We start from the raw sequence: 16,871 nt of genomic DNA on the forward strand, positions 1-16,871 counted from the left end.
CGCGCTTGTCCTGCAATCCTCGCGGTTCAACCGATCTGGTTGAACGGCACCTTCTTGTCCGGGCGATAGTCCTGCGGCAGGCCCAGCACCTTTTCGGCGATGGTGTTCCGCAATATTTCGTCCGTACCGCCCGCGATGCGGGCGCCGGGCACGTCCATCCACGACCAGACATGATCGAGCGTGGAGGTGCCCTCGGGCTCCAGGAGCATGCCCTCCGCACCCATAAGGTCCATCGCCAGTTCGCCCATCGCCTGACGACGGCGGGCCAGTCGCAGCTTGCGGATCGACCCTTCCGGGCCGGGTTCCTTGCCCTCGGCAATGGCCGACAGCGCGCGGCGGTGGATCGAACGCAGGCCCTGCCGCTCGACGATAGCTTCCGCCAGCGCCCGGCGCACCTGGCCGTCATCGATGGCGGCACGACCGTTGATCCGGCTATTCGCGGCCAACTTGGCGAATTCGTTCAGCGTCGGTCCGCCGCAGGCGTCGTCCGCGACCGAATAGCGTTCGATCATCAGCGTTTCGATGGCGACACGGAAGCCTGCCCCGACATCGCCCATGCGCTGGCTGTCCGGCACATAGACATTGTCGAAGAAGACTTCGTTGATCTCGCTCTCGCCCGCCAGCTTGCGCACGGGCTTCACGGTGATCCCTGGCGATTTCATGTCGAGCCAGAAGAAGGTGAGGCCGGCATGCTTGGGCACGGTCGGATCGGTGCGCACGACCGCGATGGCATAGTCCGCATATTGCGCCCAGGTGGTCCAGAGCTTCTGTCCGTCTATCCGCCAGCCATCGCCATCGCGCGTGGCCCGCGTCCGCACCGCGGCAAGATCGGAGCCGGCGGAAGGCTCGGAAAAGAGCTGGCACCAGATTGTTTCGCCCCGGATGGCGGGCGGCGCCAGGCGCTGGCCGATTTCCTTGTCGGCATAACGCAGGAGCATGGGTATTGGCATGCCCTGGCTGACGGTGAAATAGGTGGTCGGAAAATCGTGCTTGAACTCTTCCTGGCCGAACAGGATCTTCTGGATCTCGGAGCCTCCGCCGCCGCCCAGCGCGCGCGGCAGCGTGATGCAGGCATAGCCGGCCTCCGATTTCAGGCGTTGATATTCGCGGGCCAACGCCAGATCCTGATCAACGGTCAAGCCCTTGCGCGCTTCATGGCCGAAGCGCGGCTCCATGGCGTCGAGCCAGGCACGGGCACGCGCGACATAGTCGCCAAGGCTCTCATTAGCTTGCGTGGACATGTCGTTCATCACACCGTCTCCAGTATCTGCTGGCCGTCGACAAGCAGGTCGCGCCAGAAGGGCGCCCCGCCGATTTCAAGCGCCAGGGATCGCGCGCGCCGATAGTGGTGATGCGGCTCGGCCTCCCAGGTCACGCCGATGCCGCCATGCGTCTGGATGCATTCGCGCGCGGCGAAGTCATAGGCCATGCCGGCGCCCAGCCGCGCGGTGCAGGCCAGCATGAGGAAATCGCCGCGTCCTTCCTCCAGCGACTCCAGCGCATCGATGGCACAGCCCCGGCCGATCTCCAGTTCCTGATACATGTCGGCCAGCTTGTGCTTGATCGCCTGGAACGCGCCGATGGCTTGACCGAAGACCTTGCGCTCCTTGGCATAGTCGACCGAAATGCGCAGACAGCGCTCGGCCCCGCCGATCTGTTCGAACGCCACCAGCGTGGCGGCGACGCCTGCATGACGAAGGAGCGCGTTCCAACCGGCAACGACCAGCGTGGCTGGCGTATCGTCGAACCGCAGGGCGGCTGCGGCGCGCGCATTGTCGATGGTGGGCACGACGTCCCGCGTAACGCCGGCGGCGGTCAGATCGACGAGATAAAGACCCGGCGTATCGCCGTCCCGGGCACTGACCAACGCATGGGTCGCAACCGCGGCAAAACTCGCCGGAGCCTTGGCGCCCTTCAGCGTTCCACCGGAAAAGACGACAGCGGGCGACAGGCCGCACTCGCCTGCTTCGCCCAGCGCGAGCGTCGCGATGGCCTGGCCGGATGCGAGCTGCGCCGCCACGTCGGCGGCGACCCCGCCCTCCAGCAGGGCCGCTGCGGTCACATAGCCGGATGCCAGCGGAAGCGAGACAGTGCGCTGCCCCAGTTCCTGCAACAACGGCGCCAGCGAGCCGATACCCAGCCCAAGGCCGCCGCTTTCTTCGGCAATGGCGATGGCGGGCCAGCCCAGTTCGACGGCCTTCCCCCACAGGGCGGCATCGAAGGAGCCGGGTTCCTCCAGCAACGCTTTGAGGCGAGTCTGAGACGCTTCGGCATCGAGCAGGCGCACCGCCTGATCGAGGAGCATCGTGAGAATTTCATTTTCCATCACCGCTTATCCTCTTGCGCGCGGGTGAACAGCGGGAACCAGATCCCGTCCTGCTCCTCGAAACATACTTGCACCCGGTCGCCGATCGCCGCCTCCACGGCTCCGTCGCCCACGATATTGGTTGTCAGCAATACGCCGTCCACGCCGTCCAACGCTACCCGCGCGATGGCGTAGGGCACGTCCAGACCGGGCGCCCAGGCCTGATAATTGACGGTGATACTGTATATGCCGCCTGTCCCCTCGACCGGCTGTGGAGCGACATTCTCGCTCAGGCACGATGGGCAGATCGGCGCCGCCGGATGAATCCAGGTGCCGCACTCCCGGCACTGCATGATCTTGAGCACACCCTCTCTGCCCGCTTCCCAGTAGAAGCGGTTCAAAGGGGTCAAACGGGGACGCGGGCGTGTTGCCATGGAAAAGCCATCATCAATGTCATGTTGTCAGTTGTCCTCATCATGACTGGCGCTCCAATGCCAGCATCAAAGCGTCCGCCGCACGCCATATATCATGAGCGCGATGATGTCGGAGACACCGCGGCACGAGGGCCGGATATAGCGGGATGCCTATGATGGCCATATGCGGCCGGAAACCAGCCGTCATCAGATTTCCCGATCGAGCGCCGCGTCAGCCACGCGCTCCCTATAGCGCTGCGAATGCCAGGTGATCAACACCGCCCCGCCGACGATGATCGCCACGCCAAGCCATGTCGTGGATGGCGGCAGTTCATGGAAGATGACGAGGCCAAGCAGCGAGGTCATGATGATGCGGCTGTAGTCCACCGGCGCCAGCACCGTGGCATCGCCCATCGACAGCCCCCTGATATAGCAGAATTGCGCGATCGCGCCCGTTACGCCCATGGCGAGCAGCAGCAGGCCGTCATGGACCGATGGCAGCCGCCAGACGGGTATCGCGGCGGGCAGGGCGAACAACACGCCGAACACGCCGGCCCACGACAGCAGCTGCAACTGCCCGTGCGACCGGCTCAGCGCCTTGATGCCGGTGACGGAGAAGGCGAGCAGCATCGCCGCGGCCAGCCCGTACAACGCAGGAAGCAGCGCCACGCCCTCGCTCCCCTTCGGTTGTATGACGAGCAGGACGCCGCCGAACCCCGCCAGCGTCGCGAGGAAGCGGAGCATTCCGACCCGTTCGCCCAGCATGAGGATCGCCAACGGCACCATCCAGAGCGTGCGGGTAAAGGACAGGGCATTCGCCTCCGCCAGAGGAAGCTGCTGATAAGACGCGAAGGCCAGCATCATCGACAGGCTGGTCGCAATGGCGCGCACCACGAACAGTCCCAGTCTGTTGGTGGCGAAGGCCTGCACCGGATCGCGCAGGATGAAGGGCACGAGCACCAGCAGGCCGATCAACTGGCGGATGAAGACCTGCATCGGCGGTGGATAGCCTTCGCCCATGAACTTCACCAGCGCCATCGACACTGAAAAGGCGAGCGCGGACAGCAATACCCACAGGGCGCCGCGCAAATTGCTTTGGGGCAACGTCTGTGCGCGGGCGCTCTTACTGCCGTCCATCACCGGCAATAATCAGTCCTTCCACCCTTTGCCGGCTTCGGCCCGATCCTTGAGCAGGTTTGCGGGCTTCCAGCGCTGGGGATATTGGACTTCATATTCCTTGATCTTGGCATAGACCTTGTCGAGGCCCTGCTGCTCGGCCCAGAACATGGGGCCGCCGCGATATTTGGGAAAGCCGTAGCCGAAGGCATAGGTGACATCGATGTCGGACGCGCGCTGGGCATAGCCTTCTTCCACGATCTTCGCGCCTTCATTCACCATCGCGGCGAGGACGCGCCAGACAATTTCCTCATCACTGATTGCGCGGCGCGTAATACCCTTTTCTGCGGAAATTTGTATGAGCATCGCCTCCACTTCGGCATCGGGAGCAGCGTTGCGGCCGTCATATTTGTAAAGGCCCGCACCTGTCTTCTGGCCGTATCGCCCCTTCTCGCACAAGCGGTCCATCAGCGGGTTATAGTCCGCTGCATTGGGATCGATCGTTCCATCCTTCATCCGGTTTTTGCGGACCAGCCAACCCACGTCCAGACCCGCCATGTCGCGCATCAGATAGATGCCCATGGGAAAGCCGAAGTCCTTGAGCGCGTTGTCGATCTGCCATGGCGTCGCCCCTTCGAGCTGCATCAGATCACCTTCCGCGCCATAGCGATGCAGGATGCGGTTGCCGATGAAGCCCACGCAGCTTCCGGCCAGCACCGGCACCTTGCCGATGGTCTTGGCGAAGTTCATCGCCGTGACGATGGTTTCCTTGGAAGCCAGGTCGCCGCGCACCACTTCGATCAGCTTCATGACGTTGGCGGGCGAGAAGAAGTGCAGGCCGATGACGTCGCCCGGACGCGATACGGCCTCTGCGATGCGATCGATGTTGAGCGCCGATGTGTTGGAGGCGAGGATCGCGCCGGGCTTGCACACCTTGTCGAGCTTGCGGAAGACCTGATGCTTGACCTCCAGATTCTCGAACACCGCCTCGATCACCATATCGACGTCCGAGAAGGCCGAATAATCGAGCACGGTTTCGATCCGCGCGAGCGCCGCGTCGACCTTTTCCTGCGTGGTCGACCCGCGCGAAACGGACGTCTGATAATTCTTGGTCACGCGCGCCATGCCCGCGTCGAGCGCTTCCTGCGTGGTGTCGAGAAGCTTCACGGAGAGGCCGGCATTGACGATGCTCATCGCGATGCCGCCGCCCATCGTTCCGGCGCCGATGATGCCCACGCTCCTGATCGCCTTGGGCTTGATGCCTTCGGTGCCGTCGACCTTGGCGGCCTGACGCTCCGCGAAGAAGAGGTGGATCTGCGCGGGGCGGCTGGGCGCATCGTTGCAGATCTTGAAGGCTTCGCGCTCGAAGGCCAGCCCCTCACGCGGCGCCAGTTTCGTCGCCGCCTCGACGCAGTTGACGATCTGGAACGGCGCGACCGTGCCCTTCCACTTGCCCGCATTCTTGGTGCGGATATCCTCGAAGATCTTGGGATCGACATTCTGCACCTTGTCGGTGCGTTCGATCGCCACCGGCCACGGCCCGCCTTCCTTCGCCTTCTGCCTGGCGAAGGCGATCGCCGCCTCGGTCACGTCGCCGTCCGTCACGGCATCGACAATGCCCAGTTCCTTCGCCTTGGGCGCGGGCACATGCCTGGCGTTGAGGATCATGTCGAGCGCCACTTCCGGTCCGACAAGGCGCGTGAGGCGCTGCGTGCCGCCGCCGCCCGGCAGCAGGCCCAGATTGACTTCCACGAGACCGACCTTGGCCCGGCTCGCGGCCACGCGGAACGGGGCCGCGAGCGCGAATTCCAGGCCGCCGCCCAGCGCATGGCCGTCAATCGCCGCGACGATGGGCTTTGGGGACTGCTCCATCTTTTCCTGAATGGTGAATAGTTCAGGGCCGACCTTGGGCTTGCCGAATTCGCGGATATCCGCGCCCGCGATGAACTTGTCGTTCGCACCCACCACGACGATGGCTTCGGCAGTCGGATCGGCCAGCGCCTGATCCAGACGCGCCATCATGCCCTCCCGCATCGGCGCGCCCAGCGCGTTCACCGGCGGAAAGTCGATGGTGAGAACCGCGACACCGTCGCGCACTTCATAACGGACCGCATCCTCCGGCTTGATCGTCACGTCTGGTCTCCAAATCTTGTAGGGCGTTGATCGCACCCGCGTGTCGAAAAGACCTGCACCTTCTCCGCCCTAAAGCGAAGGGAGCGGGCGAGAAAATCATGGTCGCGATATATGGCGAATCCAAGGAAAATATTATACGATATTGTTCAATAACAGGATGGCCCGAGTTTCTATTTTTTTCTGACAACTGACTTAGTGAACGCAGGTGCCATGTCCCGGACCAAGGGCTCACTTCCGGAGCGCAATCATACCGGGTGCCGGACAGGAGCAGCGTGATTTTGCGACATCGGACGCATGAAGGGTTGTGGCTCTGAGCATTGCAGGGTTGCAATATCGACGCATGACGGTCCGCAAGCCGGCTTCGATCATAAGCATGATTTCTTAACAGCTCACTTTTGGGTTGCTAAGATTAATGTATACATGGCTGTATAAGAATTGCGGTCGAGAAAGGCTGGCTAAGGCTGCGGTATTTCAACTCAGCCATGGGAGGAGAGGGCGAAATGCAACGTACAATGAGGCTTCATCTTTTTTGCGCAACCGCGATCGCGCTGGTGCCCATGCCGCTTTACGCACAGGCGGCAAATCCGACGTCAGCCGGTGCGAGGGGAGAGAGGGCGTCGGATTCGGATGGACTTCAGGACATCGTTGTCACCGCCCGACGCTCCGAAGAAAATATTCAGTCGGTTCCAGTGTCCGTTACCGCTTTCTCGGGCGCGGCGATCGCCGAAAAGACGATTCTTAATACGCGCGACCTCACATTTGCGACGCCCGGCGTCACCTTTACGTCGTCCGGTGCGTCCTATAACGTCAACTTGACCATTCGCGGCCAGACCCGTGCAGTGACGGGCGCAGGCCTGCCGGCCGTGCTTACCTATTTCAACGAGGTGCCGCTGCCTAATGACGGCAGCAACATTCCTACGTTCGATCTGAGCTCCGCCCAGGTTCTCAAAGGGCCCCAAGGAACCTTTTTCGGACGGAACACGACGGGTGGCCTCGTCCTGACCTATTCGCAGTCGCCTACCTACGAATTTGGCGGCTATGTTACGGCCTCCTACGGCAACTACGATGACAGGCGTCTGGAGGGTGCGGTGAACGTCCCTATCGTTCAGGACAAGGTCGCTCTGCGCCTTGCCGGCCAATTGTTGCGGCATGATGGCTATACCAAGAATATGAGCGGCGGTCCCGACTTCGACAATCAGCATAGTGACGCGTTCCGCGCCAGCCTGCTGCTTGAGCCGACCGAATGGCTGACCAACCTGACAGTGTATGATTATGTGAAGACCGACAATGTCGGTGCAAGCTCCACGCCCACCGACCGGGTGTCACCGGCGCCAGGCACCACCACGCCGTTCTTGGCCACCTATTATAATTGCGGCACCTCGCCGAGTTGCGATGCCGATCTGGCTGTGGAGCGCGCTAAGCAGCTTGGGCCGCGGCGCCAGTATACCGATCTTAAAGACCCGTTCGAACGCGTCACGAACTGGGGTATCTCGAACACGACCACGCTCGAACTTGGCGGGGCTACGATTAAAAATATCTTCGGCTATCGCCATAGCAAGATTGACGTTTATTTGGATGTCGACGGCACTGAAATGGGCCTGATCACCGTCCGCCAATTCGCACCCAAGCGACAGATCACGGAAGAACTCCAGGTCTATGGCACGCTGTTCGAGGATCGGCTGGACTGGCGCATCGGCGGTTTCTATCTGAAATCGGATCCGGACGGTAATTTCGGTGTCATTCAGACAGCCTATGAAAACCCCTTCACGGGGTTTTCGCCGGGATATTTCGATCAGCATAATTATTATTCGGATACCAGCAAGGCCGTATTCGGCACATTGTCCATCGATCTGGCCCAATGGGTTCAAGGGCTGAAGTTCAACATGGGTGCGCGGTACACGGTCGATAAGCAGGAACTATGTTCCTCCACTTCGCCGACGACCGCCAATGATGCGCTGGTCCCGGTAAGCAAAAGCGCGTGTCAATCAGATGCAACCAGCTTTAGCAGTTCGGTTGAGTCTAAAGAACCGACCTATACGTTTGGGCTCGACTGGCGTGTGAACAAGGATGTGTTCCTCTACCTGACCAAGCGTCGTGGCTATCGCGGTGGCGGTATCAATTCGCCGTTGCTCGGCGGAACGCTGACTGCTCATCAGACCTATGATCCCGAATTCATTAATGACTGGGAGATCGGTTTGAAAACTAGCTGGGACGTTGGATCGGTTTCCGGACGGTTCAACCTATCGGCCTACCGCGGTATCTTCAAGAACATCCAGGCGATCATCGTTGTGCCTGTCGGCTTCGACGGCGACGGCAATTCGGCCAACGATCCCACCAATACCGCGCTCACGATCAATCGCGGCGCGGCACGAATCCAGGGTATCGATGCGACTTTGATGATTTCCCCGGCGCGCGGGCTGCAATTTACGGGCGGAATGGCTTATACCGATCCGAAATATACGGACACGTCCTTGCCTCCTTTGTTCGACGATCCCAGCGTCGGCGGCAATGAAGCAACCTTCCAGAACACACCCAAATGGACCTGGACGGGAAATGCCCGTTATGCGTCGGATCTGGGGAATGTGGGGCAACTGGTGCTTAACGTCGATTATTACCATTCCAGCGCGGTAAGTTTTCAGCAACTGGTCGCCAGACCTTATGGTATCGTCAATGCGCGGATCGATCTGAAGAATATTGCCCAGACCGGGTTCGATATCGCCGTTTACGGGCGAAATCTGGGCAACGAAAAATATGTGCAGGGCGGTAACCTGACCGGACGCTCGCTCGACTGGTTTGCCGGTCACTATGGCGATCCGCGAACCTATGGCATTCAGATAGGCTATCATTTCTGAGCACCGAAAGGTTCGAAAAGAAGGGGTGGCAAGAGCTACCCCTTTTTGTTGTGCTTCTTCCAGAGCATAGCGGGAGGGAGCACCTGCTCTCAGCGTTGCCTCAACTCTTCCGGTGCGGTGTCGATTCCGTATGCGGCTTCATCATGTTCTATGGACGCAGGCGCGCGCTCATTATTCCGCAGACCTTTGATATTATACAGATTGTATGCCATGACGGCAACGGAAGGCAAGTCGCGCACTGCTAGCGAAATGCTTGCAGCTTATGACTGGCTTGCGCTGCATGTGCAGCATGTTTGCCAGCATTGAGGCGATGGTTAGGTGTGAATGGTTTTGAAGGACCATCAGGATTCGGAATACAGGAAAGTGCAGCAGAAACCTGCCGTGCGTCAGCGTCGCAAGAGGGGCGATGCAACATTTCGTGATTTGATCAACGCCGCCGTCGCGATCTGGAGCGAAAGCGGAGTCAATGCTGTCTCCATGAACGCTGTTGCGTCACGGGCAGGGCGCACCCGCGGCACGATGTACCATCATTTCGCCAACCGGGATGCGCTTCTCGATGCGGTACGCGATCATCTGGACGACGCCTTCGCAGAACTCTTCGCCAATGGCGAACTCTATAGCGGGAATCCCTATGAAGCGTTCGCACGCTTTGCTGCAGACAGCCCGGAACTGGTCCGCTTCTATCTGAGAAGCCTGCTTGACCGGCAGCATGACGACGATCCGCTATTACGGGCGGGGCTGAAGTATCAGGCCGATCTTGCTGAATCGGGAAAGCTGTTTAAGGGAATCGAGGTTGATCACGTGTCCCATGTCATCATCGGCATGTGGTTTGCCGCGGCTCTTGCCGTTTTCGCTGGCGATTCCCAACGGTCGCGCCGACAACTCGGACGGCGGTTCGCGATCACTTTTGAACATGTCATGCGACAGTCGTTCTTGGAAAGTTCGCCAGATCCAACAGTGGATGAGCCGATAAAACCATCGCCAAAGCGGCAAAGGCGCTAAGACCGCATCCATCTTATCGGGATCATTTCAAATCGGGTTGATCCCGATACGGCCGGCCGAGCAGCCGTACACTATGTTTCCACGATCCGGTGCAGATCGATCATTCTCGCGAACGCAGCGCTCGCCGTCACCACGTCCGTGGTTTTTGCGCACCGGGTCTGAAGTCGGCATGTTCTTGGGCGATGAGATGAAGGTTTGGCGTTACGTTCCGAGTCACTTTGATTTGTCGGCCTTTTGTGCTTGCCGCCAAGCCAATGCCATAAGTTCCGGCAATGCCCTTACCCGCTCCCGCGCTTGGGCAGAAGAGGCGGTGCCGCGGTTGACGCGGCCTTTGATGCCATGGAAAATGGCAGCAAGGCGAAAGAAGTTGAATGCAAGGTAGAATTCGTATCCGGGCAGTGATGCGCGACCGGTGCGGGCGCAATAGGCAGCGACATAGTCTTCTTCGCTACAAATGCCGAGATTGGCAATATCAGCATCGCCCAGGCCCGCCACGATATGGGGCGGCATCCGATACATCATCGCATTATAAGCAAAGTCCGCGCCCGGATGCCCCAATGTCGACAGCTCCCAGTCCAGCACCGCCAGCACCTTGGGTTCGGTCGGGTGGAAGATCATATTATCGATGCGAAAATCGCCATGGATAATGCTCGTGTCATCGTCATCCGCCGGTATGTTGCCCGGCAGCCATTCGATCAGCCGATCCATATTGGGATCGCGCCCAGCGTCGGCATCCTCCAGATATTGTTGCGACCAGCGCCTGATCTGCCTTTCGAAATAATTGCCGGGCCGGCCATAATCGCCAAGGCCGACTGCTTCGTAATCGACTAAATGGAGTTGCGCTATGGACGCGTTCATCGCATCGAATATGGCGGCGCGTTCCGTCTTGGAAACGCCCGGCACGGTCGCATCCCAAAAGATGCGGCCTTCCACCATATCCATTACGTAGAACCAGGTGCCGATGACGCTTTCGTCGACACACAGGCCATGGACATGCGCTACGGGGAAGCCCGCCTTCTCCAAAGCGATCAGGACCTTCGCCTCGCGCTCGACCGCATGAGCGCCCTTGAGCAATCGACCCGGTGGCTTGCGGCGAAGGACATAGGCCTTAGTGGGCGTCACCAGCTTGTACGTCGGGTTAGATTGGCCGCCCTTGAACTGCTCGACCGTCAATGGGTCTGCGTAGCCTGGAACATTGACCCGCATCCAATCCGCAAGCGCCGCCTCGTCAAACGCATAGCCTTCGCGCACTGATGTGGTGCCGAGATTCTCGTCCGGCGTTGCGCTCATGACGGCTGCGCTTTCAGAAAGTCCCGCTTGATCTTCTTGGCGAGGCTCCATTTATGAACCTCGGTCGGGCCGTCGTAGATGCGGAATGCGCGGATCTCGCGGAACACCTGCTCGACGATTGTGTCGCCTGACACGCCGGTGCCGCCCATTATTTGCACGCAGCGATCGGCGACCCGCATCAGCGCCTCGCTGACCGCGACTTTGGCCATGGAGCTTTCCACCGTGCCCAGCGACCCATTGTCCAGTATGTCGGCGCACCAGTCGATCATCAATTCGGCCTGTTTGAGTTCGATCATATTCTCCGACAGCATGAAGCCGACCCCTTCATGATCGATGAGCAATTTGCCGAAAGCCGTTCGCTTGCAGGCATAGGCGGTAGCAATCTCATGCGCCCGCGTTGCCGAACCATGCCAGCGCATGCAATGCGAGAGCCTCGCGGGGCTAAGGCGGATCTGCGCATATTTGAAACCTTCGCCGGATGCTCCAAGCATCTGGTGGCGGGGCACGCGCAGATTGTCGATCGCGATTATCGAATGGCCGCCAGGCATGGAACTGTCGATCGTGTCGAGCACGCGTTCGATGCGGATAGCAGGATCGGGCAGATCGACCAGGAACATGCACGCTCCCGCATCGGATTTCGCCATGACGATGCCAACCTTGGCGCCTTGCGCTCCGGTGATGAATGCCTTGCGTCCGTTGATGACCCAGTGATCGCCGTCAGGTACGCAACTCGTCTGCATCATGGATGGGTCAGAACCCGCGCCGCCGTCGGCGGCCGGCTCGGTCATGAAGAAAGCGGAGCGCGCCTCGCCCGCCACCAGAGGCCGGAGGAATCTTTCCTTCAATTCCCGCGAACCGACCTTGCCGATCAGATACATATTGCCCTCGTCGGGGGCCATTGTATTGACCGCCACCGGCCCAAGCGGCGAGAGTCCGGACGGCTTGAGCACCATTGCGGTTTCGCGCTGTGTAAGGTGACTGCCATCGGGCAGGATATGCGGAGTCAGGACGCCGGCCGCGCGTGCCTTGGCTCTGAGTTCGACAACCAGATCCTCGGGCGGGCCGTGGCCATGGATTTGGATCCGGGGATCCTTCTCATAAGGGATCACGACGTCGCGCACGAACGCCTCGACCTTGGCTGCGATTTCCGCCGCAGGTTCGCTGCCAATGCCGCTCATGCCGGCATTTCCAGATAATGAGCTTCGGTTTTTGCCCGGACCTCGTCGGGGAGCACATTTGGCGCAATTGCCTTCAGGAAGAATGGCGAACGGCGATCAGGCCGCTGGAATATGGCAAGATTCGTGATGATCATATCGACCACATTGGCGCCAGTGAGGGGCAGAGTGCAGCTTTTTCGAAACTTCGCGGTCCCCGCTTTGTCGACATGATCCATCAGCACGATGATCCGACCCACCCCGGCGACGAGGTCCATCGCGCCGCCCGGACCTTTCACCATCTTGCCGGGCACCATCCAGTTGGCCAGATCACCGTTTTCGGCGACTTCCATGGCACCCAGCACCGATAGCTGAATATGCCCGCCCCGGATCATACCGAAACTGTCCGCCGACGATACGTAGCTAGTGCGATCGAGTTCGGTGATCGTTTGCTTGCCCGCGTTGATGATGTCTGCGTCGATGTCTGCTTCGGTGGGGAAGGGACCAAGGCCCAGCATTCCGTTTTCCGACTGGAGTGTCACGTCCACACCGGGCGCGATATGGTTGGCGACCAATGTCGGAATGCCGATACCCAGATTGACGTAGAAGCCGTCCAGCAATTCCTGTGCGGCAAGCGCCGCCATATCGTCACGAGTCCAGGGCATTTCAGGCGGCCTCCTGCCTTATTGTGCGCTGCTCGATGCGCTTTTCATTATGGGTGGCGAGGAGCAGCCGTTGGACGAACACGCCCGGACTATGCACATGGTCAGGATCGAAAGCCCCAGGCTCGACGATCGTCTCCACCTCTGCAACCGTGACCTTGCCGCATGTCGCCGCCATTGGGTTGAAGTTGCGTGCCGATTTGCGGAAGATGAGGTTGCCATAGGGGTCGCCTTTCCAGGCCTTGACGATGGCGAGGTCAGCGACCAGACCAGTCTCCAGCACGTAGGTTTCGCCATTAAATAATTTGGTCTCCTTACCTTCCGCGATCATCGTGCCGACCCCAGTGCGGGTGTAGAAGCCTGCTATGCCTGCTCCGCCGGCGCGCATCCGTTCGGCTAGCGTCCCCTGCGGGCAGAATTCGATCTCCAGTTCTCCCGACAGATATTGCCGCTCAAATTCCTTGTTCTCGCCGACATAGCTAGAGATCATCTTACGAATTTGCCTGGTTTTCAGTAGCTTGCCCAGGCCAAAATCGTCCACGCCAGCATTGTTGGAAATAGCGGTGATCCCTGTCACGCCGCTCTCGACGATGGCGTCGATCAGCGTTTCCGGAATACCGCACAGACCAAAGCCGCCCGCAGCGATAACCATGCCGTCAAAGAGCAGGCCATCGAGCGCCAGCGGTGCATTGTCATAGATTTTCTGGACCATCGGATTGGCTCCTAAAGTGTGCTGACGAGATGGCCGCCATCCACGACGATGGTTGAGCCATTCATATAGCGTGATGCTTCGGAGGCGAGCAGCAGCAATGGGCCGTCGAGATCCTCCAGATTGCCAAGTCGACGCATGGGGATTCGACCGATCATTGCCTGCCCGGGGGGCGATTCGAAAAATTCCCGGTTGAGATCGGTCGCCAGATAACCCGGCGCGAGAGCGTTGACCCGGATGCCATGACGCGCGACTTCCAGCGCAAGGGACTTGGTCATCTGGATCACGCCTGCCTTCGACACGGCGTAGGGCAGGACACCACCTGCCTGCCTCAGCCCCAGGATCGACGCGACATTGATGATGGAGCCGCCCTTGCCGCTGGTTTTCATGCGGTTGGCGGCTGCCTGCGCGGTGATGAACATCCCCTTCAAATTGGTGTCGATGACGGCGTCCCAATCTTCCTCCGTCTGCGACAGCGCAGGGTTGGAGCGAACGATGCCCGCATTGTTGACAAGTATGTCGATCGGGTCGACCGCGCCTATCGCTTCGATCACCCGGGCGCTATCGGTAATGTCCAGGGGGAGCGTCTGGACCTTCACCCCGTCGGTGCGAAGGTCGTTTGCGAGCGTCTCCAGAGCCTCCTCGCGACGGGCTGCAATGAGAACGCTCGCGCCCGCATAACCCAGGATGGCCGCGAAATGCGCGCCTAGCCCGCCAGACGCGCCGGTAACTAGGGCGCGTTTCCCTTCCAGCCTCCAAGCGTCTGTTGCCATGTTTGCTCTCCTGACAGTAGAGTAATAGCATGGTACATTATTGTAGAACAATCAAGGCAGCTGAAATGACCGGCGAAGTGGAAAAGCAGTTTTCTGAGGGCGCGCTCGGCGCCAGGCGGAAAGTCTATCTCGGTTTGATGGCAGATCTTGAACAGGGCCGGATCGTCCCCGGACAGCGCCTTGTTGAAACCGATCTGGCGATCCAGTTCGGTGTTGGGCGCAATGCGGTGCGCGAAGCCATGCAGCAGCTGGCGGGAAGGGGGGTGGTAGAGCTTACGCCCAACCGGTCTAGCATGGTGCGGAAGCTTGATCTTGCCGAAACCCTGGAGGTGCTGGATGTGGCTGACGTCATGACGGGCCTTCTTGCTCGATACGCCGCCCGACATATGCCGGGCGCCGTGCAAGCCCCTGAACTGGCAATCGCAATGACCGGACTGGAAGATGCGCACAACAGCCATGACGTGATCGCTTTCAGCCGTGCGCGCCGCCATTTCTATCGTGCTCTGCTCGCGATCGCGCAGAATCGTGAGCTTCAGCGCCTCTTTCCAGCTATCGGGATGCACATCATCTATTCTCAGCACCAAACTCGCAAATTGCGCGAAGTCCGCCTTTCCGATTATCGCGCCATTTTTGAAGCGGTGAACGCAGGATATGCGGAAGCGGCGGAGGCCGCTGCCCGCGACCATGTGGCCAATGTCCGGTCGATCATCATGGAAAGCTTCTAACGCGCTTGGTGATCGAAGCCCGCACTTGTGGCCAATGTGAGTCGATGCGTTACAGCCGATAACGGAACAGCCGCAGATGAGGCGGGGCGATGACCGATGATACCTACACCTTCCGGGTCGATCGGGAAGCCCATGACAAATGCCTCAAAAGAGGTGTGTCCGGTTCGATAAGGGAATAACAATCCCCTCCGAGGCGTAAGTACGAAATATGCCTTACCTCCAGCCGACCGATATAGTGGAAGAAATGGCGTCCATGCGGCGTTATACGCGCTCGGACGCGCGCGATCCAGACAGGTTGAAAATCGTGGGAGGGCAGGATGGCGGCTGACATGGTCGATGATATGGAGATGGAAGCCTATATCGACGGCGAGCTTGATCTGGCGCGTCGTCTGGCCGTGGAAGATCATCTTTCGCGCAATCCAGACTTGGCCGCGAAAGTGATGGCCGATTTCCGTAACCGCAGCGCCTTGCGGTTGCTGATGGGATCAGATGTCGCTCCTTCCCGCTCGCTCGCGGATGCCCTTGAGAAGATCCGGAAGGAAAGCCGCCCCTTCTGGCGTCGCCCGGCTCTGGGTCTTGCCGCGGTGATCGTCATGGCGCTGACGACCGTGACAATGCTTGGACCCGATAGCGCGCCCCCGGCCTATGTCAGTCTGGCCGCCCAATCGCATCGAACGCTTGTCGATCGTGTCAACATCGCAGCGAACCAGCCCATTTCCGACCGGGCCCACGCCTTGTTTCTGGCGTCGCGCATCGCTGTGCCGCGATTGCCGTCGGATTGGCAGGTGACCGATGTGGAGCTGCTCGATGCCGCGGCAGGACCGGCGATGTTGATTGCGGTGCAGACGACGGAAGGCCTCCACCTTTCCATTCTTGCCATCCGTGAGCGTTCTTCAGCGCCCCGCGCGCCCGATGCGGTGCGCGCCGGCAAGCAATCGGTCGCCTATTGGCGCAGGGGCGACTTTTCCTATGCATTGACAGGGGAGGGGGAGCCCGAGCAGATCGACGCTACGGCCGATGCGCTCGCGGACTCCTGGAGAACATGACCTCCATCGATGCGATGACGGCACATCTTCTCGCGCTGATCACGACGAATGCCGGAATCGCGGCCCCTGTCATCGGACTGCTGGCCTTTATGGAGTCGCTGATCGTCATCGGTATGTTCGTGCCTGCCGTGGCGCTGATGATCGCAGTCGGCGGTCTGATCGCGACGGGCGTGCTCGATCCCGCGCCGGTGCTGCTCTGGGCAATCGCCGGTGCGGCGCTGGGCGATTGGGTTTCCTATCTGGTGGGCCGCTGGATCGGTCCCTCGATCTACCGGCGTTGGCCGCTGCGCAATCATCGTCACTCGATTGCCCGCGCGCGCCTGTTCTTTCGGCGCTACGGCTTCATTTCGGTGTTCCTCGGCCGTTTCTTCGGCCCCGTGCGAGCGACAATCCCGCTGGTCGCCGGCGTCATGCAGATGGACCAGCGCTGCTTTCAGATGGCCAATATATTCTCGGCGGTCCTGTGGATTCCGGCGATGCTCGCGCCCGGCTATCTTGCAGGCGCCAGCCTTCCTCTCGAAATGTTGAGCGGATGGCGGATGCTGGCAGTGGGCGCCGCGCTTTTCGTCGTCCCGTTTCTGATCGCCGCTGTTGCCGCGCGCCTGATCCTGTCGCCGCGACAAGGAAGCGGCAGAAGGCCGAAATTCAGCAGCCAATCTTCGGGCTGATCATGTTCGATAATCCCATCGGG

15 protein-coding genes are annotated in these 16,871 nt (G+C 60.2%); 5 read left to right on the forward strand and 10 right to left on the reverse strand.

The window, feature by feature from the left end; translation table 11 throughout:
* Positions 1–26: 26 nt before the first annotated feature.
* From IQ35_RS03100 to IQ35_RS03120, 5 genes are all read right to left on the reverse strand, one after another.
* Complete coding sequence (locus IQ35_RS03100) at positions 27–1,250, reverse strand: acyl-CoA dehydrogenase family protein (RefSeq protein ID WP_145071938.1); 1,224 nt, start codon at positions 1,248–1,250, stop codon at positions 27–29.
* The gene (locus IQ35_RS03105; protein ID WP_021245981.1) at positions 1,250–2,326 is read right to left on the reverse strand and encodes an acyl-CoA dehydrogenase family protein; all 1,077 of its coding nucleotides are present in this window, start codon (positions 2,324–2,326) and stop codon (positions 1,250–1,252) included. The genes IQ35_RS03100 and IQ35_RS03105 overlap by 1 nt, the downstream gene beginning before the upstream one ends.
* Complete coding sequence (locus tag IQ35_RS03110; RefSeq protein ID WP_031291691.1) at positions 2,326–2,739, reverse strand: Zn-ribbon domain-containing OB-fold protein; 414 nt, start codon at positions 2,737–2,739, stop codon at positions 2,326–2,328. Before IQ35_RS03110 ends, IQ35_RS03105 begins: the two co-directional genes overlap by 1 nt.
* A 186-nt stretch (positions 2,740–2,925) precedes the next feature.
* Entirely contained in the window at positions 2,926–3,855 is a 930-nt protein-coding gene (locus tag IQ35_RS03115) for a DMT family transporter (RefSeq protein ID WP_021245979.1), read from the reverse strand.
* 12 nt (positions 3,856–3,867) lie between these two features.
* Positions 3,868–5,967 (reverse strand): 3-hydroxyacyl-CoA dehydrogenase NAD-binding domain-containing protein, encoded by a 2,100-nt coding sequence (locus IQ35_RS03120; protein ID WP_242003273.1) that lies wholly within the window; start codon positions 5,965–5,967, stop codon positions 3,868–3,870.
* Between the two features lie 512 nt (positions 5,968–6,479).
* Between IQ35_RS03120 and IQ35_RS03125 the strand changes: the two genes are divergently transcribed.
* Together IQ35_RS03125 and IQ35_RS03130 are read left to right on the forward strand one after the other, a co-directional pair.
* Positions 6,480–8,819 (forward strand): TonB-dependent receptor, encoded by a 2,340-nt coding sequence (locus IQ35_RS03125; protein ID WP_021245919.1) that lies wholly within the window; start codon positions 6,480–6,482, stop codon positions 8,817–8,819.
* A gap of 324 nt (positions 8,820–9,143) precedes the next feature.
* Positions 9,144–9,821, forward strand: coding sequence for a TetR/AcrR family transcriptional regulator (locus IQ35_RS03130; RefSeq protein WP_021245917.1), 678 nt, complete (start codon positions 9,144–9,146; stop codon positions 9,819–9,821).
* 213 nt (positions 9,822–10,034) lie between these two features.
* Here the strand turns inward: IQ35_RS03130 and IQ35_RS03135 are convergent, their stop codons facing one another.
* From IQ35_RS03135 to IQ35_RS03155, 5 genes are read right to left on the reverse strand one after another with little or no spacing between them, the layout of a single operon-like run.
* Positions 10,035–11,111 (reverse strand): phosphotransferase, encoded by a 1,077-nt coding sequence (locus tag IQ35_RS03135; protein WP_145071940.1) that lies wholly within the window; start codon positions 11,109–11,111, stop codon positions 10,035–10,037.
* Complete coding sequence (locus IQ35_RS03140; protein WP_021245915.1) at positions 11,108–12,289, reverse strand: acyl-CoA dehydrogenase family protein; 1,182 nt, start codon at positions 12,287–12,289, stop codon at positions 11,108–11,110. Before IQ35_RS03140 ends, IQ35_RS03135 begins: the two co-directional genes overlap by 4 nt.
* On the reverse strand, positions 12,286–12,930 hold the full coding sequence (locus IQ35_RS03145; protein WP_145071941.1) for a 3-oxoacid CoA-transferase subunit B: 645 nt from the start codon (positions 12,928–12,930) through the stop codon (positions 12,286–12,288). The genes IQ35_RS03140 and IQ35_RS03145 overlap by 4 nt, the downstream gene beginning before the upstream one ends.
* A 1-nt stretch (position 12,931) precedes the next feature.
* Entirely contained in the window at positions 12,932–13,639 is a 708-nt protein-coding gene (locus tag IQ35_RS03150; protein WP_021245913.1) for a CoA transferase subunit A, read from the reverse strand.
* Positions 13,640–13,650: 11 nt separating this feature from the next.
* Positions 13,651–14,409 carry an SDR family NAD(P)-dependent oxidoreductase gene (locus IQ35_RS03155; protein WP_145071942.1) on the reverse strand — a complete coding sequence of 253 codons (759 nt, stop codon included), beginning with the start codon at positions 14,407–14,409 and terminating at the stop codon, positions 13,651–13,653.
* 65 nt (positions 14,410–14,474) lie between these two features.
* Between IQ35_RS03155 and IQ35_RS03160 the strand changes: the two genes are divergently transcribed.
* The 3 genes from IQ35_RS03160 (at position 14,475) to IQ35_RS03170 (ending at position 16,848) form a co-directional block, all read left to right on the forward strand.
* Positions 14,475–15,134 (forward strand): GntR family transcriptional regulator, encoded by a 660-nt coding sequence (locus IQ35_RS03160; RefSeq protein WP_021245911.1) that lies wholly within the window; start codon positions 14,475–14,477, stop codon positions 15,132–15,134.
* 329 nt (positions 15,135–15,463) lie between these two features.
* Positions 15,464–16,180, forward strand: coding sequence for an anti-sigma factor family protein (locus IQ35_RS03165; protein ID WP_145071943.1), 717 nt, complete (start codon positions 15,464–15,466; stop codon positions 16,178–16,180).
* Positions 16,177–16,848 (forward strand): DedA family protein, encoded by a 672-nt coding sequence (locus IQ35_RS03170; RefSeq protein ID WP_145071944.1) that lies wholly within the window; start codon positions 16,177–16,179, stop codon positions 16,846–16,848. The genes IQ35_RS03165 and IQ35_RS03170 overlap by 4 nt, the downstream gene beginning before the upstream one ends.
* Positions 16,849–16,871 lie beyond the last annotated feature (23 nt).

Origin of the sequence: Sphingobium wenxiniae (genome assembly GCF_007830065.1) — a bacterium.
In the GTDB taxonomy this organism is placed as follows: Bacteria; Pseudomonadota; Alphaproteobacteria; order Sphingomonadales; family Sphingomonadaceae; genus Sphingobium; species Sphingobium wenxiniae.